Annotated in this window: 13 protein-coding genes, 8 tRNA genes, 3 rRNA genes and 1 pseudogene; 14 read left to right on the top strand and 11 right to left on the bottom strand. The window is 40.3% G+C overall.

Annotated features, from left to right (window positions below; all coding sequences use genetic code 11):
• Nucleotides 1-7: 7 nt before the first annotated feature.
• Nucleotides 8-952, top strand: coding sequence for a homoserine kinase (gene thrB / locus AC6H0A_RS00320; protein ID WP_005638998.1), 945 nt, complete (start codon nt 8-10; stop codon nt 950-952).
• A gap of 43 nt (nt 953-995) precedes the next feature.
• Nucleotides 996-2,270, top strand: a complete 1,275-nt coding sequence (gene thrC / locus AC6H0A_RS00325) for a threonine synthase (protein WP_005643010.1) — start codon at nt 996-998, stop codon at nt 2,268-2,270.
• Nucleotides 2,271-2,479: 209 nt separating this feature from the next.
• Here thrC and AC6H0A_RS00330 read toward each other — a convergent pair.
• The 5 genes from AC6H0A_RS00330 to AC6H0A_RS00350 all read right to left on the bottom strand — a co-directional run bounded on the left by AC6H0A_RS00330 (nt 2,480) and on the right by AC6H0A_RS00350 (nt 4,187).
• Nucleotides 2,480-2,555, bottom strand: a tRNA-Lys gene (locus AC6H0A_RS00330).
• Between the two features lie 50 nt (nt 2,556-2,605).
• Nucleotides 2,606-2,692 (bottom strand) — tRNA-Leu (locus AC6H0A_RS00335).
• Between the two features lie 4 nt (nt 2,693-2,696).
• Nucleotides 2,697-2,772 (bottom strand) — tRNA-Gly (locus tag AC6H0A_RS00340).
• 154 nt (nt 2,773-2,926) lie between these two features.
• Entirely contained in the window at nt 2,927-3,484 is a 558-nt protein-coding gene (pgsA, locus tag AC6H0A_RS00345) for a CDP-diacylglycerol--glycerol-3-phosphate 3-phosphatidyltransferase (protein ID WP_005625600.1), read from the bottom strand.
• A 100-nt stretch (nt 3,485-3,584) separates the two neighbouring features.
• Nucleotides 3,585-4,187, bottom strand: coding sequence for a peroxiredoxin C (locus AC6H0A_RS00350; protein WP_005640782.1), 603 nt, complete (start codon nt 4,185-4,187; stop codon nt 3,585-3,587).
• A 137-nt stretch (nt 4,188-4,324) separates the two neighbouring features.
• Between AC6H0A_RS00350 and metC the strand changes: the two genes are divergently transcribed.
• Nucleotides 4,325-5,512, top strand: a complete 1,188-nt coding sequence (gene metC / locus AC6H0A_RS00355) for a cystathionine beta-lyase (protein WP_005640784.1) — start codon at nt 4,325-4,327, stop codon at nt 5,510-5,512.
• Between the two features lie 49 nt (nt 5,513-5,561).
• Here metC and AC6H0A_RS00360 read toward each other — a convergent pair whose 3' ends face one another.
• Nucleotides 5,562-6,113: a hypothetical protein gene (locus tag AC6H0A_RS00360; protein WP_070047009.1), complete on the bottom strand. Its 552-nt coding sequence runs from the start codon at nt 6,111-6,113 to the stop codon at nt 5,562-5,564.
• 158 nt (nt 6,114-6,271) lie between these two features.
• Here AC6H0A_RS00360 and mpl point away from each other — a divergent pair, with 158 nt between their 5' ends.
• Nucleotides 6,272-7,633 carry a UDP-N-acetylmuramate:L-alanyl-gamma-D-glutamyl-meso-diaminopimelate ligase gene (gene mpl / locus AC6H0A_RS00365; protein WP_005643829.1) on the top strand — a complete coding sequence of 454 codons (1,362 nt, stop codon included), beginning with the start codon at nt 6,272-6,274 and terminating at the stop codon, nt 7,631-7,633.
• A gap of 108 nt (nt 7,634-7,741) precedes the next feature.
• Complete coding sequence (locus tag AC6H0A_RS00370; RefSeq protein WP_005643827.1) at nt 7,742-8,248, top strand: DUF2301 domain-containing membrane protein; 507 nt, start codon at nt 7,742-7,744, stop codon at nt 8,246-8,248.
• Nucleotides 8,249-8,366: 118 nt separating this feature from the next.
• Here the strand turns inward: AC6H0A_RS00370 and tnpA are convergent, their stop codons facing one another.
• The 4 genes from tnpA to mltA form a co-directional block, all read right to left on the bottom strand.
• The gene (gene tnpA / locus AC6H0A_RS00375) at nt 8,367-8,831 is read right to left on the bottom strand and encodes an IS200/IS605 family transposase (RefSeq protein WP_005639541.1); all 465 of its coding nucleotides are present in this window, start codon (nt 8,829-8,831) and stop codon (nt 8,367-8,369) included.
• Between the two features lie 185 nt (nt 8,832-9,016).
• Nucleotides 9,017-10,027, bottom strand: coding sequence for a zinc ABC transporter substrate-binding protein ZnuA (gene znuA / locus AC6H0A_RS00380; protein ID WP_179231043.1), 1,011 nt, complete (start codon nt 10,025-10,027; stop codon nt 9,017-9,019).
• Between the two features lie 177 nt (nt 10,028-10,204).
• Nucleotides 10,205-10,975 (bottom strand): tRNA cyclic N6-threonylcarbamoyladenosine(37) synthase TcdA, encoded by a 771-nt coding sequence (gene tcdA, locus AC6H0A_RS00385; RefSeq protein ID WP_005643840.1) that lies wholly within the window; start codon nt 10,973-10,975, stop codon nt 10,205-10,207.
• A complete protein-coding gene (mltA, locus tag AC6H0A_RS00390; RefSeq protein WP_005643843.1) occupies nt 10,975-12,087 on the bottom strand; it encodes a murein transglycosylase A in 1,113 nt (370 codons plus the stop codon). The genes tcdA and mltA overlap by 1 nt, the downstream gene beginning before the upstream one ends.
• A 185-nt stretch (nt 12,088-12,272) precedes the next feature.
• Between mltA and AC6H0A_RS00395 the strand changes: the two genes are divergently transcribed.
• The 9 genes from AC6H0A_RS00395 (at nt 12,273) to rrf (ending at nt 20,403) form a co-directional block, all read left to right on the top strand.
• Nucleotides 12,273-12,349, top strand: a tRNA-Met gene (locus AC6H0A_RS00395).
• Between the two features lie 130 nt (nt 12,350-12,479).
• On the top strand, nt 12,480-14,615 hold the full coding sequence (rlmKL, locus tag AC6H0A_RS00400) for a bifunctional 23S rRNA (guanine(2069)-N(7))-methyltransferase RlmK/23S rRNA (guanine(2445)-N(2))-methyltransferase RlmL (protein WP_005643846.1): 2,136 nt from the start codon (nt 12,480-12,482) through the stop codon (nt 14,613-14,615).
• Between the two features lie 148 nt (nt 14,616-14,763).
• Nucleotides 14,764-14,840 (top strand) — tRNA-Arg (locus AC6H0A_RS00405).
• Between the two features lie 26 nt (nt 14,841-14,866).
• A tRNA-His gene (locus tag AC6H0A_RS00410) sits at nt 14,867-14,942 on the top strand.
• Nucleotides 14,943-14,963: 21 nt separating this feature from the next.
• Nucleotides 14,964-15,040: transfer RNA gene (locus AC6H0A_RS00415), tRNA-Pro, on the top strand.
• A 175-nt stretch (nt 15,041-15,215) separates the two neighbouring features.
• Nucleotides 15,216-16,755: ribosomal RNA gene (locus tag AC6H0A_RS00420) — 16S ribosomal RNA — on the top strand.
• Between the two features lie 118 nt (nt 16,756-16,873).
• A tRNA-Glu gene (locus AC6H0A_RS00425) sits at nt 16,874-16,949 on the top strand.
• 259 nt (nt 16,950-17,208) lie between these two features.
• A 23S ribosomal RNA gene (locus AC6H0A_RS00430) occupies nt 17,209-20,105 on the top strand.
• Between the two features lie 182 nt (nt 20,106-20,287).
• Nucleotides 20,288-20,403: ribosomal RNA gene (rrf, locus tag AC6H0A_RS00435) — 5S ribosomal RNA — on the top strand.
• The 16S, 23S and 5S rRNA genes sit together here with 4 tRNA genes alongside, the layout of an rRNA operon.
• 736 nt (nt 20,404-21,139) lie before the next feature.
• Here rrf and AC6H0A_RS00440 read toward each other — a convergent pair.
• Nucleotides 21,140-21,223 (bottom strand): annotated as a pseudogene (locus AC6H0A_RS00440) (IS200/IS605 family transposase); the annotation flags it as partial.
• Nucleotides 21,224-21,319: the final 96 nt, after the last annotated feature.

Here is a 21,319-nt window from a genome sequence, read left to right on the forward strand (position 1 = left end):
ATTCCCAATGTTAAGAATTTACGCCCCAGCATCTAGCGCGAATATTAGCGTAGGTTTCGATACTTTAGGCGCTGCGATTTCTCCTATTGATGGTTCATTGTTAGGTGATGTGGTTCAAATAGAATCTATTTCAAGTGGTTTTGAGTTAGAAAGTGCGGGGTATTTTGTTCGTAAATTACCGAAAGAACCACAAAAAAATATTGTTTACCAAGCTTATGTGCTATTTAGCGAGCAATTAAAATTACGCGGAGGAAATCTGAAGCCCTTGCGTTTAACGCTCGAAAAAAATATGCCTATTGGATCTGGTTTAGGCTCTAGTGCTTGTTCTATTGTTGCTGCCTTAGTGGCATTAAATCAGTTTCATGATGAACCTTTTTCGAAAATGGAGTTGCTTGAAATGATGGGAGAATTGGAAGGTCGTATTTCTGGTTCAATCCATTATGATAATGTCGCACCTTGCTATCTTGGCGGTGTGCAATTTATGGTGCAATCGTTAGGCAATATTTGTCAAAAATTGCCATTTTTTGATAATTGGTATTGGGTGTTGGCGTATCCAGGAATTGAAGTTTCTACTGCTGAAGCTCGTGCAATTTTACCGAAAAGCTATACTCGACAAGATGTGATTGCCCATGGTCGTCATTTAGGTGGCTTTGTGCATGCTTGTCATACCCATCAGGAAAACCTTGCGGCGATTATGATGAAAGATGTCATTGCTGAGCCTTATCGTGAATCTCTGCTACCTAATTTTGCTGAAGTAAAACAAGCTACACGCGATTTAGGTGCACTTGCCACAGGTATTTCTGGCTCAGGCCCAACGATTTTCTCTATTGCCCCAGATTTACAAACTGCAATTAAACTTTCAACTTATTTAGAGAATCATTATTTACAAAATAATGAAGGTTTTGTGCATGTATGTAAGGTTGATAACGAAGGCGCAAGAGAAATTAAATAAGTATAATTTAAATAGATAAAATTAAATTAAAAACGGATTAAATATGAATTTATACAATATCAAACATCCCGAAGAACAAGTCACTTTTTCTCAGGCTGTTCGTCAAGGACTTGGTCGGGATCAAGGTTTATTCTTTCCTGAAGTTATTCCTCAACTTAATAACATTGATGAATTACTTGAATTGCCTCTTGTGGAGCGTAGCCAAAAAATTCTAGGTGCATTAATTGGTGAAGAATTACCGAAAGCAACGTTAGATGAGATGGTGAAAAATGCGTTTACTTTCACCGTACCGTTAGAAAAAGTGGAAGATAATATTTATGCACTTGAATTATTTCATGGGCCTACATTAGCATTTAAAGACTTTGGTGGCCGTTTTATGGCTCAGGCACTTGCAGCAGTTCGTGGTGATGGAAAAATCACCATTCTAACGGCTACGTCTGGCGATACTGGAGCTGCTGTAGCACATGCGTTTTATGGATTAGAAAATATTAATGTAGTTATCCTTTATCCAAAAGGTAAAATCAGCCCATTACAAGAAAAGCTATTCTGTACTTTAGGTGGGAATATTCGTACTGTTGCGATTAACGCTGATTTCGATGCATGTCAGGCTTTAGTTAAGCAAGCCTTTGATGATGCTGAATTGCGCCAAGCTATCGGGCTTAACTCTGCAAATTCTATTAATATTAGCCGCTTATTAGCTCAAGTTTGTTATTATTTTGAGGCTGTCGCACAATTGCCAAAAGAAAAATGTGATAATGTTGTGGTTTCTGTGCCAAGTGGTAATTTTGGTAACTTAACTGCGGGATTAATTGCAAAAACCTTAGGCTTGCCAATAAAACGCTTTGTCGCCTCAACAAACGTAAATGATACGGTGCCACGTTACTTGAAATCAGGTAATTGGGATCCTAAAACGACAGTTGCAACCCTTTCTAATGCAATGGATGTTAGTCGTCCAAATAACTGGCCGAGAGTGGAAGAATTATTTAAACGAAATGGTTGGAATTTAAGTGATTTAGGTTCGGGGATGCTAAGTGATAGCGAAACAGAAGATACCTTAAAAGCGATGAATGCTGAAGGTTATGTTTGTGAACCTCACGGTGCGATAGCTTACCAAGTGCTGAAAGATCAACTTAAAGCGGGTGAAACAGGGATTTTCCTATGTACAGCGCATCCTGCAAAATTTAAAGAATCTGTCGAACGAATTCTTGGTATTCAGCTTTCATTACCTGAAGCTCTGGATAAACATAACCAGCTACCATTGCTTTCTGATGAAATGGATAATGATTTTGCACAACTACGGGCTTACTTATTGAAGTAATAAAGTGCGGTAAATTTTATTGTATTTTGGATAGCGCTTGATTTTCAGGCGCTATTTTATTTTAGAAAATATACGTAGCAATAAAATATATTAATTATTTTAGATTGGATAGAGAGAATAGCTATTTTTCAATAAGCCAGTAATTTGCAAAGTAGTACCAGATATTAGGCAATAAAAAAACACCTTTCGGTGCTTGATTTATTTTTAAGTGGTGGGTCGTGAAGGATTCGAACCTTCGACCAACGGATTAAAAGTCCGCTGCTCTACCGACTGAGCTAACGACCCAATTAGATGATTTTAAAGTAAATTTTAAAATCTTTGGATTGGTGTTTAAATGGTGCCCGAAGCCAGACTTGAACTGGCACGCCTCGAAAGGCGAGGGATTTTAAATCCCTTGTGTCTACCGATTCCACCACTCGGGCAAATTGGAGCGGGAAACGAGGCTCGAACTCGCGACCCCGACCTTGGCAAGGTCGTGCTCTACCAACTGAGCTATTCCCGCATTTATCACTAATCAGCATTACTGCGTGACAACGGGGCGTATTTTACGGTTTTATAGTCTTGTGTCAAATGAAAAAATAAAAAAAAACTTTGTTTGATTAAAAATAAGACAAAATAATAAAAGTACGGTAGAAAATACCGCACTTTATCCAGAATTAGAGTTTTAGGTCATCTAGTAGGCTACCTTTTGCTGCCTGTAAATATTGGATCATTGACCATACTGTTAAAATGGCTGCGATGTAAAGCAAGATTATAGCGGCAATTTCCATATAGTTATTGTAACGCCATAATAATCCGCCTAGGGCTAACATTTGTGCGGTTGTTTTCCATTTTCCCCACCAAGAGACAGCGACTTTACTACGCTCTCCGAGTTCTGCCATCCATTCACGTAATGCAGAAATTATAATTTCCCGAGAAATCATAATAATGGCAGGAATCGTAATCCAAAGGGAGTGTTGATATTCAACGATGAGAACCAAGGCTGCGACAACCATTACTTTATCCGCAACAGGATCTAAAAAGGCGCCAAATCTTGTAGTTTGTTTCCATTTACGAGCCAAATAACCATCAAGCCAATCAGTAACACCGGCAATAAAGAATATGAATGTAGTAATAAAAGGGGAGGATTCGATAGGTAAATAAAATGCAATCACGAAAAACGGAATTAGGATTACACGAAACATCGTTAGGAAAATAGGAATATTAAATTTCATAGAAATGAACCGCTCTTGGTGTTAGAGATACACCTATTCTAAAGTATCTAAGAATATAAAAAAAGCCACATTATGTGGCTTTCTTGTAAATAATTACGGATTAAAGTTTATCAGCGTTTTGTTTTAAGTATTTTGCAACGCCTTCAGGGTTATCTTTCATCCCTTCTTTACCTTTTTCCCATTGAGCAGGGCAAACTTCACCGTGATCTTCATGGAATTGTAATGCATCAACCATACGTAACATTTCATCGATATTACGACCTAATGGAAGATCATTTACTACTTGGTGACGAACGATGCCATTTTTGTCGATTAAGAATGATGCACGTAATGCAACACCTGCTTCTGGATGTTCAATACCATATGCTTGAGCAATTTCGTGTTTTACGTCTGCCGCTAATGCATATTTAACTTGGCCGATACCACCATTTTCAGTTGGTGTATTACGCCATGCATTGTGAGTGAATTGAGAGTCGATAGAAACACCAACTACTTCTACGCCACGTTTTTTGAATTCTTCATAACGGTGGTCAAATGCGATTAACTCAGAAGGGCAAACAAAGGTAAAGTCTAATGGGTAGAAAAAGATTACTGCAGCTTTTCCAGCAATGTGTTTTTTAAAGTTGAAGTTATCAACGATTTCGCCATTGCCTAATACAGCAGATGAAGTAAAATCTGGTGCTTGACGGGTTACTAATACCATAGTCATAATTCCTATATAAAGTTAAGTTGAAGTTTTGCCACACAAAATAGCGACGAGATTCTATTTGAAACGCCGACATTTTTATACTCGATTTTATCTATTAAAGCAATTAATCTTATCTAAAATAAGGTGGAAATATGCAACAACACAATCTCTCAACAACATTTGTCCATGCAGGGCGTAAAAAACGTTTTTCACAAGGATCGGTAAACCCCGTTTTACAGCGAGCTTCTTCATTAGTATTTGACAGTATTGAAGATAAAAAACACGCAACTCAACATAGAGCAAAAGGCGAATTATTTTATGGCAGAAGAGGGACGCTAACACATTTTGCGTTACAAGATTTAATGTGCGAAATGGAGGGGGGAGCCAGTTGTTATCTTTATCCTTGTGGTGCAGCTGCTGTCACTAATTCGATTCTTTCTTTTGTAAAAACTGGCGATCATGTATTAATGAGTGGTGCAGCTTACGAGCCAACCCAAGATTTCTGTAATATTGTGCTGAAAAAAATGCAGATCGATACAACTTATTACGATCCACTTATTGGTGCTGGTATTGCAACGCTTATTCAACCGAATACAAAAGTACTTTTTTTGGAGGCACCGAGTTCTATCACAATGGAAATTCCAGATATTCCGACTATTGTGAAGGTTGCAAGAACGGTGAACCCTAATATTGTGATTATGATTGATAATACTTGGTCGGCAGGTGTTCTATTTAAAGCGTTAGAGCATGACATTGATATTTCTATTCAAGCTGGTACGAAATATTTAGTGGGTCATTCAGATATTATGATTGGTACTGCCGTTGCGAATGCGCGAACTTGGGATCAGCTTAGAGAACATTCCTATTTGATGGGGCAAATGGTGGATGCGGATTCTGCTTATACGACCGCTCGTGGTATTCGTACATTGGGGGTACGATTAAAACAACATCAGGAAAGCAGTATTAAAGTAGCAAAATGGTTGAGTGAGCAACCAGAAGTAAAAACTGTGTACCATCCAGCTTTACCAAGTTGCCCTGGTCATGAATTTTTTTTACGAGACTTTAGTGGTAGCAGCGGTTTATTTTCTTTTGAATTAACTAAGCGATTGACATCGGAACAAGTCTCAAATTTCATGGATCATTTTCAACTTTTCACTATGGCTTATTCATGGGGAGGATTTGAGTCTTTAATTCTTTGTAATCAACCTGAAGAAATTGCCCATATTCGTCCAAATATTAAACGTAACCTTACAGGTTCGTTAATTCGTGTGCATATTGGCTTTGAAGATGTAGATGAATTGATTGCAGATTTAAAAGCTGGATTTGAGCGAATTGCCTGAAAGTGCGGATAAAAAAATGCCTGTTTTACACAGGCATTTTTTTATAGGATTATTTTTGCTCTGACACTAAGCCAATTTTCGAACCGTCAGCAAAATGTACTGAAGTCCCGATAATATCTACTTGGATATTTTTCCCTTGTTGCAAGTGCGGGCGAATTTGAGAAAGCACAGCTTCTTCAGTTGTTGATAATGTTACCGTTTCACTAGATTTTGGTGCAATTGTTTTTCCAAATTGTAATGCTGGAAGATTTGCCACATAGAATGGTTGGTTATTTTCTTTATAAACAGTTAACCATTGTGCTTCTAAGATAGCTTTATCACTTAAGTTTGTGATTTCATAAGTGATAGAAAACGATTTTAAATCATCTGTTACAGAAACATTTGTTACTTTTACATTCACAACTTTTAGGAACTCTGCATTTGCTTGAGTGACTAAATCATCCGTTTTTACTTGAGGTTGTTGTACTGCTTGTTGAGCTGGTTGAGTAGTTTCTGTTGCTGCAGGTTTTTCTGCTACTTTTTCTTCTTTATCGTTACAAGCTGTTAATGCAATTGAACCTGCGATGATGCTTGCAAAGAGAAAAGATTTATTAAATTTCATTGTAAATTCCTTCATTATATTTTGTTTGTTGAGTTGTACTCGTTTTTTAAAGGCTCAATTATAGCCCATGTGAGCCTTTATGACAGTCTTTTATTTTGAAAGTTCATAGAAGTTGTTTTATTATACTTTTCATTTTCCTTGATAAGTAGAGAAGTACAATGAAACATATTCATATCTTAGGTATTTGTGGCACATTTATGGGCGGCGTGGCGATGATTGCTAAACAAATGGGTTATCACGTGACAGGTTCCGATACTAATGTTTACCCTCCAATGAGCACTTTTTTAGAAGAGCAAGATATTCAGATTATTCCAAATTATGATGTTGCACAATTACAACCTGCGCCTGACATGGTAATCATTGGTAATGTGATGAAACGTGGTAATCCTTGCGTCGAATATGTGTTGGAAAATAATTTGAAATACACATCTGGTCCTCAATGGTTACATGATCATTTATTGCGAGATCGTTGGGTATTGGCAGTTTCTGGTACGCATGGGAAGACAACTACAACAGGCATGCTAACGTGGATCTTAGAACAAAATGGCTTAAAACCAGGCTTTTTAATCGGTGGCATTGCAGGTAATTTTGGCATTTCAGCTCGTTTAGGAGAGAGCCCTTATTTTGTTATTGAAGCTGATGAATATGATACAGCTTTCTTTGATAAACGTTCAAAATTTATCCATTACAATCCGCGTACACTTATCGTAAATAACATTAGTTTTGATCATGCAGATATTTTTGATGATCTCAAAGCGATCCAACGCCAATTTCATCATATGATTCGAACCATTCCTGCAAATGGCTTGGTACTAAGTTCGGCGAGTGAACAAAGTGCAAAGGAAACTCTGGTATTGGGATGTTGGTCACAACAACAATTTTTAGGAAAAGATAATGAGTGGTTTGCTGAGCGTATTACAAATGATGCCTCACATTTTGCGGTTTTCCATCATGGTGAAAAAGTGGCAGAAGTAAAATGGAATGTAGTCGGACAACATAATATGCATAATGCTTTAATGGCAATCGCAGCTGCTCATCATGCGGGTGTGTCTATTGAAGATGCATGTAAAGCATTAGGATCTTTTGTAAATGCTAAACGTCGTTTAGAAGTAAAAGGCGAAGTTAATGGCATCACCGTTTATGATGATTTTGCTCATCATCCAGAAGCTATTCTTGCTACGCTAACCGCTTTACGAGATAAAGTGGGTGGTGGCGTGCGAATTCTTGCAGTGCTTGAACCTCGTTCTAACACAATGAAAATGGGGGTTCATAAAGATGAAATTGCGCCTGCGCTTGGCCGAGCTGATGAAGTGTTTATGCTTCAACCAGAACAGCTTCCTTGGGAAGTTGCAGATATTGCAAACCAATGTGTACAACCTGCTTATTGGAATGCAAATTTAGATCGATTAGTCGATATGATTGTTGCTGAGGCCCAACCTACAGATCATATTTTGGTGATGTCTAACGGCAGTTTTGGTGGCATTCATCAAAAAATTCTTGATAAGCTTAAACAGAAATAATCAAAGTGCGGTTAATTTAGAAAATGTTTTTAAGTTGACCGCACTTTTTATTGAGTTGACGTAACACCTATTTTTTAATTTGTAATTTATAAAAGGAATCTTTGTAGAATGGCTGATCCACATATTAAATCACCGATGGATTTTTTAGATAATCTGACTGTCATTATTTATCGCACTGGCTTTGTGATAGCGGCGTTGGCTATTCTTGCCATGAGTTGGTATCCAGATTTATCGCTCACATTTATATTAATTGCGGCAACTTGCTGTGCCTCTTCATTACATATTTATCTCAAATCCTTCCGATTGCTTTTTCAATTTGCTACTTGGATAGGATTACTTTTTTATATTAATCATTATCCCGCTTTGGCTCTTGGCGGTACGTTACTTACTTTAGGTGGTTTGTGTTTTAAAGAATATTTTTGTTTCCGCGTACCTTTGCTAAATTTACAGCCGATATTTGTGGCTTGCTTGTGGTTTTCGTGGGTGTTAAATAATATTACAGCATTACGTATTTTTTCTATTATTTCTGGCGTATTACTTTTAGTTTTAGCGATACAAAAATGGCGAATGCCTTTGCATTTTGATATTGGAGACAAAACTAAATATCAAATTTAGAAAATAACAATCCGCACGTAAAACGTGCGGTTTTTAGGCTCCCCTATAAGGGCCTATACTTCACAAGCCCCTCAAGGGGCTTGTGAGAACTGACAACCGCATCTAATTATTTCCTTGATTACCCCTTAAAGGGATCAACATGTTCTTTCGTTGATAAATTATCTTGAACCATATCTTCTTTTTCTTGGTTTCTTATATAATCCTCTACCACTTTTGTATTTAACCCTACTGTGCTTACAAAAAATCCTTTCGCCCAGAAATGCCTATTTCCATATCTATATTTTAAGTTCGCGTGTCTTTCAAAAATCATCAGCGCTGACTTCCCCTTCAGATAGCCCATAAAACCTGATACTGATATTTTAGCTGGGATTTTTAAGAGCATATGGATATGGTCTGGCATTGCATGCGCTTCTATTATCTCCACATTTTTATAGTCACATAACTGCCTCAATATTTGACCTATATCTGCTCTTAACTTTCCATAAATTGCTTTTCTTCTATACTTCGGGATAAATACAATGTGATACTTACAGTTCCATTTTGTGTGTGATAGACTTGAATCGTCACTGGTTTTACTTACCATGATAATCCTCCTATATGTTGAATTTTGGTTGTCAGCCTTGTTCATTATATAGCGAGGATTTTTTCTGTTCATCGCTTAAGCTATTTGGCTCCATACGCATAGCGTATGGTTTTTATAGCCAGACTTTTGTCTAGCTATAAGAAAATGACCGCACTTTTATATGCGGTCATTGTTTTTAGAAAGGTTTATTTAGCTAAGCATTCCATGTAACTATCTGCGGTAGATTGTAAGAATGTTGCATAAGAATTTTTGCCTAAATTAACTTTATCGCCGATTGGGTCGAGTTGTCCTACATTGACTTTAGTATTTTGTGCTAAAGATTCAATCACTTTCGGCGTAAATTGTGGTTCTGCGAATAAGCAATTTACTTTATGTTCTGCGATTTCTTCTTTAATGTGAGCTAAAGTTTTTGCACCTGGTGCAACTAATGGATTGATGGTGAAGTAACCCGTTTGTTTTAAACCATAAGCATCGTTGAAATAACCATAAGCATCGTGGAAAACGTAGAAACCTTTATCTTTAACATTCGCAAGTTGTGCCGTAATTTTTTCACCTTGTTCTGCCAAAGTGCGGTTAAAATCTGCAAGATTTTGAGCAATCAAATCTTTTTTATCTGGGAATTGTGCAGTTAATTTATCAGCTACTTTTTGTGCAACAATTTTGCTGATAGCTGGAGAATACCAAACGTGCCAGTTTGTCGTTAAACCTTCGTCATGATCATGGTGATCGTGGTCATGATCGTGGTGTTCATGCTCGTGCTTATGATCATGGCTGTGTTCATGTTCATGTTCGTGTTTGTGCTCATGCTCATATTTATGATCGTGATCGCCATCTTCATGGAAATGCTCGTGGTGAGCTTTACTTAATAAAGGTTCAATATCCGCAAGATCGGCAATGGTAATCACTTTTTTGCGTTCAATTTGGCTAATTGGTTTGTCTAAAAATGAATCAATATCCTCACCAATCCATACAACTAAATCTGCAGATTTTACTTTTTGAATATCAGATAATTTCAAATTGTAGTCATGCGGAGAGGCGCCTGCAGGAACAAGGACTTGTGTGCCAGTTACGCCATCTACAATAGATGAAACAATAAAGCCTAAAGGTTTTACTGATGCCAATACATCGGCATTCGCCATCATTGGCGCACTTAAAAGTGCGGCAGAAATGGCGCTAATTTTTAAAAGTTTTTTCATATTTCTGTTTCCTTACTTGTTGGTAATAATTCTCAAAGGGAAAGAGAGTACGCCTTTTTATATAAATTGCAACGATTTTATAGGGAACACGAGGGAAAATTTTTCATTTTCAAAGTAAATAGGTTTCATTCGATAAAAAATGCGCATTTATGGTCAATGTGCATTTTCAAGAGGAGATTAAGATTTTTTCTTTAGTAATTTATCGATTACACGAGAAACAGCAAAAAAACCAAAGGTTGCCGTAATCATCGTGGCTGCGCCAAATCCGTTTGCGCAATTCATTGTGGCAGAAATTGCACAACCTTCAGTCATTTGTGGGAATATTAGAGGTTGTGTTGAAAATACCGCATCGATACTAAATTTGCGTTTTGGATTTTGGCTAAAATTGTAATCTTTGCGTAAAACTGACCGCACTTTGGCTAGAAGTGGATCTTGAATGGTTTTACTAAGATCGGCAATTTGAATTTGGGTTGGATCAGTTTGACCGCCAGCACCACCAATAGTAATCACATTAATTTTGTTACGTTTACAATAAGCAATCAGCGATGCTTTAGTTTTCACATTGTCAATGGCATCAATGACATAGTCATAGCCTCGGTTGAGATAATCCGATTGATTCTCTGATGATATAAAATCATCAATAATATTGACGGTACATTCTGGGTTAATTAATTTTACTCGTTCTGACATGACTTCAGTTTTTAATTTGCCGATTGTGCTGCTCATCGCAGGAAGTTGGCGGTTGATATTCGTGACGCAAATATCATCCATATCAATTAATGTGAGCTCACCAATGCCTGAACGTGCTAAGGCCTCTACGACCCAAGATCCCACGCCTCCAATGCCTATTACGCAAATATGGGCTTTGCGTAAGCGCGCGAGTCCATCAGGTGTATAAAGTCGACCAATACCGCCAAATCGCTGCTCATAATTGTCCACTGGAGCCATTATTGCAACACCCATACTCGGCCATAGTGTTTTGATAATCCTGCGATATGACCTGCTTGATCACCAATGCCACGATATAAGTCAAAGTGGTGACCTTTCACCGCACCACCCACATCAAGTGCAACCATTAAATGCAATTTGTGTGTACCAAGCCAGTTTCCGTTATTATCAATGTCAGGCACTTCGACTAAAAGAACAGTACCAGATGGTACAACGTTACGATCTGATGCTACCGAAGCCATTGGTACAAGTGGTACGCCAGCAGAACCTTTTACTTTGCCACTCGGATCATTTTTAAAGAATACATAAGAAGAATTACGTTCTAACAAACTTTGTACACGAGAAGGATTACGATTGCCCCATTCACGAATTGCTTGAATAGACATTTTCTCTTTTGGTACTTCACCATCTTCAACTAATAAACGGCCAACAGCTGTGTAAGGAAAGCCATTTTGTCCTGCATAAGCGAAGTAATTAAGGTTGCCATCACCAAAATCTACATAACCGCTGCCTTGTACCCCAAGTAAAAAGTTCTCTAACATGGAATCACTATATGCTAATTCTAATCCTTGACCCGCTAATGCACTGGCATAGATTTGCGCACGGCTAAAACGTTTATTTGCTGGCATGCGATAAATTGGATTTTGGAATTGACCTTGCGGTGAACGGCGTGCATGAAGGACAGGAGAGTAGTAGCCTGTCATCAAAACATTTTGATATCCATCGAACCCACGCATAATTTGCGGGTGAATACCAAATTTAGAAAGCTCACTTACATTGGCGCCAGAAAGTACCCAATTCGTAATTTTTTCATAGTTGCTATAGAAACGATCAGATAGTTTGCTTGCATAACTTTGTACATTTGAAAGTTGAGTTAAAAAATCGCCCTGATTAATGACCGCACTTTGGTTTTCAACTTGAGAAACTGGCATAAACACAGCTTGTTGGTAATTACGACCAGAATATTTCGCACCAAATTGTTGAGGATCGCTGCCATTTGAGGTGGTGGGAATTTGAGTTTTTGTTGTATTAGAAGAACCACAGGCAACTAAAAGTGCGGTTGTCACTGCAATAGAAAATGTTTTTAATGAGAAAAATTTTCGAACTGACATTTTTAATCCTAAATAAGCTTAAATAAAGCTGCATACGCTATCAAAAATCCTTCAAAACGACCAGTGTTATTTAGCCAAGCTGATTAATAAAAACTCATATTGAACATTTTATTAACAAATGAAACATAAACTTTTGTTTAATTCTTGCAAAAAAATATTAATAGCGTATAGTACATTGCATCAGACGCGGGGTGGAGCAGCTTGGTAGCTCGTCGGGCTCATAACCCGAAGGCCGTCGGTTCAAATCCGACCCCCGCAACCAACAAATTCTACAGCCCTGATTTAAGAAAATCAGGGCTTTTCTTTTCACGGTTTAACTCGCAATGATGATCTCAATTAGAGCATCTTTTTCTATGCTATAATCCCTCAAAATTTTCAAAATCGGTACCTAAATGAAACAATTATTTGCAACGACTTCTCGTGGCTTTGAAGAATTATTAAAAGTTGAACTCACTGAACTTGGTGCGCAAGAGGCAAAAGTGGTTCAAGGTGGCGTTCATTATCAAGCTGATGACGAAACCTTATACCGCACTTTGCTTTGGTCACGCCTTGCTTCACGCATTTTATTTCCTTTGATTGAAACCAAGATTTACAGTGATTTGGATCTTTATGCGGCTGTTTCAGGCTTTAATTGGTTAGCACAATTTGATGAACGAGTTACCTTCTTTGTCGATTTTAATGGAACCAATCAAGAAATTCGTCATACTCAATTTGGTGCGATGCGCGTTAAAGATGGAATTGTCGATTACTTTGAACGTCAAGGTAAAACTCGCCCTGATGTAGATAAAATTCATCCGGACATGCGTATCCATGCTTATTTGAACCGTGAAAATTTAGTGATTTCTTTAGATTTAAGTGGAGAAGCATTACATTTGCGAGGCTATCGTGAGGATGCCGGTCAAGCGCCCTTACGTGAAACTTTAGCGGCTGCAATTGTTATGCGTTCAGGTTGGCAAGCGGGTTCTCCATTAGTAGATCCAATGTGTGGTTCTGGCACGCTTTTAATTGAAGCAGCACAAATGGAAGCCAAAATTGCGCCGCAACTTTATCGTTTACATTGGGGATTTGATTTTTGGAAAGCGCATAATCAATCCGTTTGGGAAAAAGTAAAAAATGAAGCGATTGAATTAGCAGAAGAAAAACAAAGTGAAATTCAACCGCACTTTTATGGATTTGACCTCGATCACCGTGTATTAAAAAAGGCGCAGAAGAATGCACAAAATGCAGGTGTTTCACATTTAATTAAATGGCAACAAGGTGATGTTGCAGCGTTGAAAAATCCTCGTTTAAATGAAGTCGGTACGGTTATCTGTAATCCACCTTATGGTGAACGTTTAGGTACAACACCCGCTTTAATCGCGCTCTATTCTGTATTTGGGCAAAGACTTAAAAAAGAATTTTGCGGTTGGAATGTTTCTGTTTTTAGTAGCGAATCGACATTGCTTGATTATTTGAGAATGCGTGCCAGTCGACAGTTTAAAGCAAAAAATGGCCCACTAGATTGTGTGCAGAAGAATTATCAAGTTTCAGAACGAAAATCTGACGAAATTCCAGCTGAAAATGAACTGGAATTTAACCGCACTTCGGAGGTGGCAACCGATTTTGCTAATCGATTACAAAAAAATATTAAGAAAATTAGTAAATGGGCAAAGCAGCAAGGATTAGACGCTTATCGTTTATATGATGCCGATTTGCCTGAATATAATTTAGCTGTCGATCGTTATGCAGATTACATTGTTGTGCAAGAGTATGCAGCGCCGAAAAATATTGATGAAAATAAAGCGCGTCAACGTTTATTGGATGCGGTTACTGCAACTTTGCACGTTACCGGTGTCGAAACGAATAAGTTGATCCTCAAAGTTCGTCAGAAACAAAAAGGTACCAACCAATATGAGAAATTAGCCAATAAAGGTGAATACTTTTATGTGAATGAATATGGCGTGCAACTTTGGGTAAATTTGACGGATTATTTAGACACTGGCTTATTCTTAGATCACCGTTTAACAAGAAAAATGATTGGTGAGTTGGCAAAAGGTAAAGATTTCTTAAACTTATTTGCTTATACTGGCTCAGCAACTGTCCATGCAGCACTTGGTGGTGCTAAATCGACAACTACCGTTGATATGTCCAATACTTATCTTAATTGGGCGGAGCAAAATCTTATTTTGAATGATATTGAAGGTAAACAACATAAATTAATTCAAGCAGATTGCCTTCAATGGTTAGAAAAATGTGATCGTCAATTTGATTTGATATTTGTGGATCCACCGACGTTTTCGAATTCCAAACGTATGGAAGAGAGTTGGGATGTTCAACGAGATCATGTGAAATTAATGAGCAACCTAAAACGAGTTTTGTCGAATAATGGCACAATTGTTTTCTCGAATAATAAACGTGGATTCAAAATGAATTTAGTTGCGTTGGAAGAATTAGGTTTAAGTGCGGTAGAAATTTCGCATAAAACGTTACCGCTAGATTTTGAACGTAATAAACAAATTCATAATTGTTGGATGATTCAACATATATAATGATTTGCTAAGTTGTAAAAATAGTCGAAAAGATAGTGAATTTTAAACAAACTGAATAAAAAACTATCGCTCAAACATTTTTTTTCAAAAAGTGCTAGACAAGGTTTTATTAAATCATTAACATACGCCCCCGCAACGACGCAATAACGCGTTCGTAGCTCAGTTGGATAGAGCGTTGGCCTCCGGAGCCAAAGGTCGCAAGTTCGAATCTTGTCGAGCGCGCCAGGTCAGTGCAATAACAACTTTTAATGGTGGCTATAGCTCAGTTGGTAGAGCCCTGGATTGTGATTCCAGTTGTCGTGGGTTCGAATCCCATTAGCCACCCCATCTTATCTTTATAAGATCTGACGGCGAGTAGCGCAGCTTGGTAGCGCAACTGGTTTGGGACCAGTGGGTCGTAGGTTCAAATCCTATCTCGCCGACCACTTTATTTTGTTCTTTAACAATGTATCAGACAATCTGTGTGGGCACTTGTTGATTGACTTGTTTTAAAATATTTTTTAATTTTGAAGTCTTAATAGGTGCTTAACTGAAAATTCATAATTACTTTTTAAGTAGTGTTTTATTTATAGCTAAGCAGTATATTGAGCGATTGAACTTGAATTGAAGAGTTTGATCATGGCTCAGATTGAACGCTGGCGGCAGGCTTAACACATGCAAGTCGAACGGTAACATAAAGAAGCTTGCTTCTTTGATGACGAGTGGCGGACGGGTGAGTAATGCTTGGGAATCTGGCTTATGGCGGGGGATAACTACGGGAAACTGTAGCTAATACCGCGTAATATCGAAAGATTAAAGTGTGGGACCTTCGGGCCACATGCCATAAGATGAGCCCAAGTGGGATTAGGTAGTTGGTGGGGTAAAGGCTCACCAAGCCTGCGATCTCTAGCTGGTCTGAGAGGATGGCCAGCCACACTGGAACTGAGACACGGTCCAGACTCCTACGGGAGGCAGCAGTGGGGAATATTGCGCAATGGGGGGAACCCTGACGCAGCCATGCCGCGTGAATGAAGAAGGCCTTCGGGTTGTAAAGTTCTTTCGGTATTGAGGAAGGGATGTGTGCTAATAGTACACGTCATTGACGTTAAATACAGAAGAAGCACCGGCTAACTCCGTGCCAGCAGCCGCGGTAATACGGAGGGTGCGAGCGTTAATCGGAATAACTGGGCGTAAAGGGCACGCAGGCGGTTATTTAAGTGAGGTGTGAAAGCCCTGGGCTTAACCTGGGAATTGCATTTCAGACTGGGTAACTAGAGTACTTTAGGGAGGGGTAGAATTCCACGTGTAGCGGTGAAATGCGTAGAGATGTGGAGGAATACCGAAGGCGAAGGCAGCCCCTTGGGAATGTACTGACGCTCATGTGCGAAAGCGTGGGGAGCAAACAGGATTAGATACCCTGGTAGTCCACGCTGTAAACGCTGTCGATTTGGGGATTGGGCTTAGAGCTTGGTGCCCGTAGCTAACGTGATAAATCGACCGCCTGGGGAGTACGGCCGCAAGGTTAAAACTCAAATGAATTGACGGGGGCCCGCACAAGCGGTGGAGCATGTGGTTTAATTCGATGCAACGCGAAGAACCTTACCTACTCTTGACATCCATGGAATCCTGTAGAGATACGGGAGTGCCTTCGGGAACCATGAGACAGGTGCTGCATGGCTGTCGTCAGCTCGTGTTGTGAAATGTTGGGTTAAGTCCCGCAACGAGCGCAACCCTTATCCTTTGTTGCCAGCGATTCGGTCGGGAACTCAAAGGAGACTGCCAGTGATAAACTGGAGGAAGGTGGGGATGACGTCAAGTCATCATGGCCCTTACGAGTAGGGCTACACACGTGCTACAATGGCGTATACAGAGGGTGGCGAAACTGCGAGGTGGAGCGAATCTCAGAAAGTACGTCTAAGTCCGGATTGGAGTCTGCAACTCGACTCCATGAAGTCGGAATCGCTAGTAATCGCGAATCAGAATGTCGCGGTGAATACGTTCCCGGGCCTTGTACACACCGCCCGTCACACCATGGGAGTGGGTTGTACCAGAAGTAGATAGCTTAACCTTCGGGAGGGCGTTTACCACGGTATGATTCATGACTGGGGTGAAGTCGTAACAAGGTAACCGTAGGGGAACCTGCGGTTGGATCACCTCCTTACCCAAGACGAGAGACAGCGAGTGCTCACACAGATTGGCTGATAGTTATAGACAAGATTTGAAACGAAGCGAAAGCAACGTTGAAAGATAAGAAATATGATAGAGTATCTTTAATTGATGTCCCCATCGTCTAGAGGCCTAGGACATCGCCCTTTCACGGCGGTAACCGGGGTTCGAATCCCCGTGGGGACGCCAATTAAAGATAACTTTGTTAGATTATCTTACTGTTCTTTAAAAAATTGGAAACAAGCTGAAAACAAGAGATTTTCGAGAGAAAGTCTGAGTAGGCAAGGCAGTAAACAGTAAACTGAAAAGAAAACTGAAATAAAACTGTTTTGCATAAAATCTTGATTGAACAAAAGCAATCAAGTGTTTAGTTGAATGAAAATACGCATCAAATTGACCGCACTTTCAAGTGAAAACTTAAAGTGGTTGAAAGCATTTGAGGTTGTATAGTTAAGTGACTAAGCGTACAAGGTGGATGCCTTGGCAATCAGAGGCGAAGAAGGACGTGCTAATCTGCGAAAAGCTTGGATGAGTCGATAAGAGGCGTTTAATCCAAGATATCCGAATGGGGAAACCCAGTAGATGAAGAATCTACTATCACTAACTGAATCCATAGGTAAGTGAGGCAAACCGGGAGAACTGAAACATCTAAGTACCCCGAGGAAAAGAAATCAACCGAGATTTCGTCAGTAGCGGCGAGCGAAAGCGAAAGAGCCAGTTAATGATAGCAGCAGAGATAGAGGAATAAGCTGGGAAGCTTAGCGACACAGGGTGATAGCCCCGTACTCGACATCCAGGCTGTGGTACTAAGTTAACGAGAAGTAGGGCGGGACACGTGATATCCTGTTTGAAGATGGGGGGACCATCCTCCAAGGCTAAATACTCCTGATTGACCGATAGTGAACCAGTACTGTGAAGGAAAGGCGAAAAGAACCCCGGTGAGGGGAGTGAAATAGAACCTGAAACCTTGTACGTACAAGCAGTGGGAGCCTGAAAGGGTGACTGCGTACCTTTTGTATAATGGGTCAGCGACTTATATTTTGTAGCGAGGTTAACCGAATAGGGGAGCCGAAGGGAAACCGAGTCTTAACTGGGCGTCTAGTTGCAAGGTATAGACCCGAAACCCGGTGATCTAGCCATGGGCAGGTTGAAGGTTGGGTAACACTAACTGGAGGACCGAACCGACTAATGTTGAAAAATTAGCGGATGACTTGTGGCTGGGGGTGAAAGGCCAATCAAACCGGGAGATAGCTGGTTCTCCCCGAAATCTATTTAGGTAGAGCCTTGAGCGGACACCTTTGGGGGTAGAGCACTGTTTCGGCTAGGGGTCCATCCCGGATTACCAACCCGATGCAAACTACGAATACCAAAGAGTGATACTCAGGAGACACACGGCGGGTGCTAACGTCCGTCGTGGAGAGGGAAACAACCCAGACCGCCAGCTAAGGTCCCAAAGTCTATATTAAGTGGGAAACGAAGTGGGAAGGCTTAGACAGCTAGGATGTTGGCTTAGAAGCAGCCATCATTTAAAGAAAGCGTAATAGCTCACTAGTCGAGTCGGCCTGCGCGGAAGATGTAACGGGGCTGAAATATAGCACCGAAGCTGCGGCATCAGACGAAAGTCTGTTGGGTAGGGGAGCGTTGTGTAAGCGGAAGAAGGTGTGTTGAGAAGCATGCTGGACGTATCACAAGTGCGAATGCTGACATAAGTAACGATAAAACGGGTGAAAAACCCGTTCGCCGGAAGACCAAGGGTTCCTGTCCAACGTTAATCGGGGCAGGGTGAGTCGGCCCCTAAGGCGAGGCTGAAGAGCGTAGTCGATGGGAAACAGGTTAATATTCCTGTACTTGGTAAAGCTGCGATGTGGGGACGGAGTAGGTTAGGTTATCGCACTGTTGGATATGTGCGTTTAAGTTGGTAGGTGGGAAGTTTAGGCAAATCCGGACTTCCTTAACACTGAGAGATGATGACGAGGCTCTACGGAGCTGAAGTAACTGATACCACACTTCCAGGAAAAGCCACTAAGCGAAAGGCTTTACTAAACCGTACTGAAAACCGACACAGGTGGTCAGGTAGAGAATACTCAGGCGCTTGAGAGAACTCGGGTGAAGGAACTAGGCAAAATAGCACCGTAACTTCGGGAGAAGGTGCGCCGGCGTAGATTGTAGTCCCTCGCGGGCGAAGGTTGAACCGGTCGAAGATACCAGCTGGCTGCAACTGTTTATTAAAAACACAGCACTCTGCAAACACGAAAGTGGACGTATAGGGTGTGATGCCTGCCCGGTGCTGGAAGGTTAATTGATGGTGTAATCGAAAGAGAAGCTCCTGATCGAAGCCCCAGTAAACGGCGGCCGTAACTATAACGGTCCTAAGGTAGCGAAATTCCTTGTCGGGTAAGTTCCGACCTGCACGAATGGCATAATGATGGCCAGGCTGTCTCCACCCGAGACTCAGTGAAATTGAAATCGCCGTGAAGATGCGGTGTACCCGCGGCTAGACGGAAAGACCCCGTGAACCTTTACTATAGCTTGACACTGAACATTGAATTTTGATGTGTAGGATAGGTGGGAGCCTTTGAAGCAGTCACGCCAGTGATTGTGGAGGCGTCCTTGAAATACCACCCTTTAACGTTTGATGTTCTAACGAAGATTACGAAACGTGGTCTCGGACAGTGTCTGGTGGGTAGTTTGACTGGGGCGGTCTCCTCCCAAAGAGTAACGGAGGAGCACGAAGGTTTGCTAATCACGGTCGGACATCGTGAGGTTAGTGCAATGGTATAAGCAAGCTTAACTGCGAGACAGACAAGTCGAGCAGGTACGAAAGTAGGTCATAGTGATCCGGTGGTTCTGAATGGAAGGGCCATCGCTCAACGGATAAAAGGTACTCCGGGGATAACAGGCTGATACCGCCCAAGAGTTCATATCGACGGCGGTGTTTGGCACCTCGATGTCGGCTCATCACATCCTGGGGCTGAAGTAGGTCCCAAGGGTATGGCTGTTCGCCATTTAAAGTGGTACGCGAGCTGGGTTTAGAACGTCGTGAGACAGTTCGGTCCCTATCTGCCGTGGGCGTAGGAGAATTGGTTGGGGCTGCTCCTAGTACGAGAGGACCGGAGTGGACGCACCACTGGTGTTCCGGTTGTGTCGCCAGACGCATTGCCGGGTAGCTAAGTGCGGAAGAGATAAGTGCTGAAAGCATCTAAGCACGAAACTTGCCAAGAGATGAGTTCTCCCAGATTATAAATCTGTAAGGGTTGTTTAAGACTAAGACGTAGATAGGCAGGGTGTGTAAGTGATGTGAGTCATTGAGCTAACCTGTACTAATTGCCCGAGGGACTTAACTATACAACGCTCAAGTGTTTTTGGAAAAGAGCGAAAAAGAGAAGACTAGACAAACAAATTAAATATAGAAGACGTAATAGAAAGAAAATTGAGTTCAGCTTGTGGCCAATAAGAACGAGTGAAAGGTAGAGTAAGAGCTGAGTAGCGAAAGATAAAAGAGAAAAGACGAGTTATCAAAGGATTATCCTGGCGGCGATAGTGCGGTGGAACCACCTGACACCATACCGAACTCAGAAGTGAAACGCTGTAATGCCGATGGTAGTGTGGGGCTTCCCCATGTGAGAGTAGGGCACCGCCAGGTTACCAAATACATAAATAGAATGAAGCAGAGTAGAATAAAAGATAAGAACCCCAGTTGAAAAGCTGGGGTTTTTGCTTTTTTTTCCTATTCTTTGTAAACTTGTTGCACCGTCGTAAAAAATCTCTCCAGACCAACCGCACTTTAAGAGCAAATGTAATAGCCCCTACATCTACAAATAATAAAGGAAGTATAACTGCTATGCAGTTCGTACTCTTTGCTATTTAGATAGTTGCTATAAATTTAGAACAAGAGAGATCACAATGATGCTGATATGGGAGTTGAAACTTGTTGCAAAAGGTAATTTAAGTAAACCACAATGTTATAAAGATACGTTGGTGTTATATGAAAAATGACAGCAAATTATTGAAAACTTATTACATAATGCCGGTGCTTTAGCTCTTTTCTTTATGGCTTGTTCTGATGATATTCCTATAGTAGAAAAGCCAATTAGAACAATGGAGTATCGTTTGGGACAGTGATATCTATGAAAGCTAATGATATTAATCAGAAAGAAAGGAAAACAAGAAGAAATATACATTGACTTTGTTGTTAAGCTAGATACTGGGCATAAAATTATATTTAAACAATTAGGTGAGTTTAGCTCCTATTATGAAAGTAAGGGGATAAAACATAATTTTAATACTCATCTATAATTTCAGATATTGTATGTATCTTTGGATTTATTACTTAAATTTGCTCTACAAAGAACAATGAAATTAGTATAGGGAATTATACCTATTATCTCTACATTCTTATAGTGATGTAATTGTCTTAATATATCTCCTATATTAACTCTCAATTTGCCGTAAATTGCTTTTCTCTAAAGAATATAGGTACTTATAGTTCCATCTTGTGTAGTAGGCTTTGTCTAGATATAGTTATGATATAGCCCGATTACATTCAATCGGGCTATATT

This window comes from Haemophilus sp. THUN1692 (assembly GCF_059704395.1).

Excerpts from the sequence above, each read along its gene's own strand:
- rlmKL (WP_005643846.1), top strand. The coding sequence starts at position 12,480 with ATGAAACAATTATTTGCAACGACTTCTCGTGGCTTTGAAGAATTATTA.
- thrB (WP_005638998.1), top strand. The coding sequence starts at position 8 with ATGTTAAGAATTTACGCCCCAGCATCTAGCGCGAATATTAGCGTAGGT.
- AC6H0A_RS00360 (WP_070047009.1), bottom strand. The coding sequence starts at position 6,113 with ATGAAATTTAATAAATCTTTTCTCTTTGCAAGCATCATCGCAGGTTCA.
- tnpA (WP_005639541.1), bottom strand. The coding sequence starts at position 8,831 with ATGGTAAGTAAAACCAGTGACGATTCAAGTCTATCACACACAAAATGG.
- AC6H0A_RS00370 (WP_005643827.1), top strand. The coding sequence starts at position 7,742 with ATGGCTGATCCACATATTAAATCACCGATGGATTTTTTAGATAATCTG.
- thrC (WP_005643010.1), top strand. The coding sequence starts at position 996 with ATGAATTTATACAATATCAAACATCCCGAAGAACAAGTCACTTTTTCT.
- tcdA (WP_005643840.1), bottom strand. The coding sequence starts at position 10,975 with ATGGCTCCAGTGGACAATTATGAGCAGCGATTTGGCGGTATTGGTCGA.
- metC (WP_005640784.1), top strand. The coding sequence starts at position 4,325 with ATGCAACAACACAATCTCTCAACAACATTTGTCCATGCAGGGCGTAAA.
- AC6H0A_RS00350 (WP_005640782.1), bottom strand. The coding sequence starts at position 4,187 with ATGGTATTAGTAACCCGTCAAGCACCAGATTTTACTTCATCTGCTGTA.
- pgsA (WP_005625600.1), bottom strand. The coding sequence starts at position 3,484 with ATGAAATTTAATATTCCTATTTTCCTAACGATGTTTCGTGTAATCCTA.
- mpl (WP_005643829.1), top strand. The coding sequence starts at position 6,272 with ATGAAACATATTCATATCTTAGGTATTTGTGGCACATTTATGGGCGGC.
- mltA (WP_005643843.1), bottom strand. The coding sequence starts at position 12,087 with ATGTCAGTTCGAAAATTTTTCTCATTAAAAACATTTTCTATTGCAGTG.
- znuA (WP_179231043.1), bottom strand. The coding sequence starts at position 10,027 with ATGAAAAAACTTTTAAAAATTAGCGCCATTTCTGCCGCACTTTTAAGT.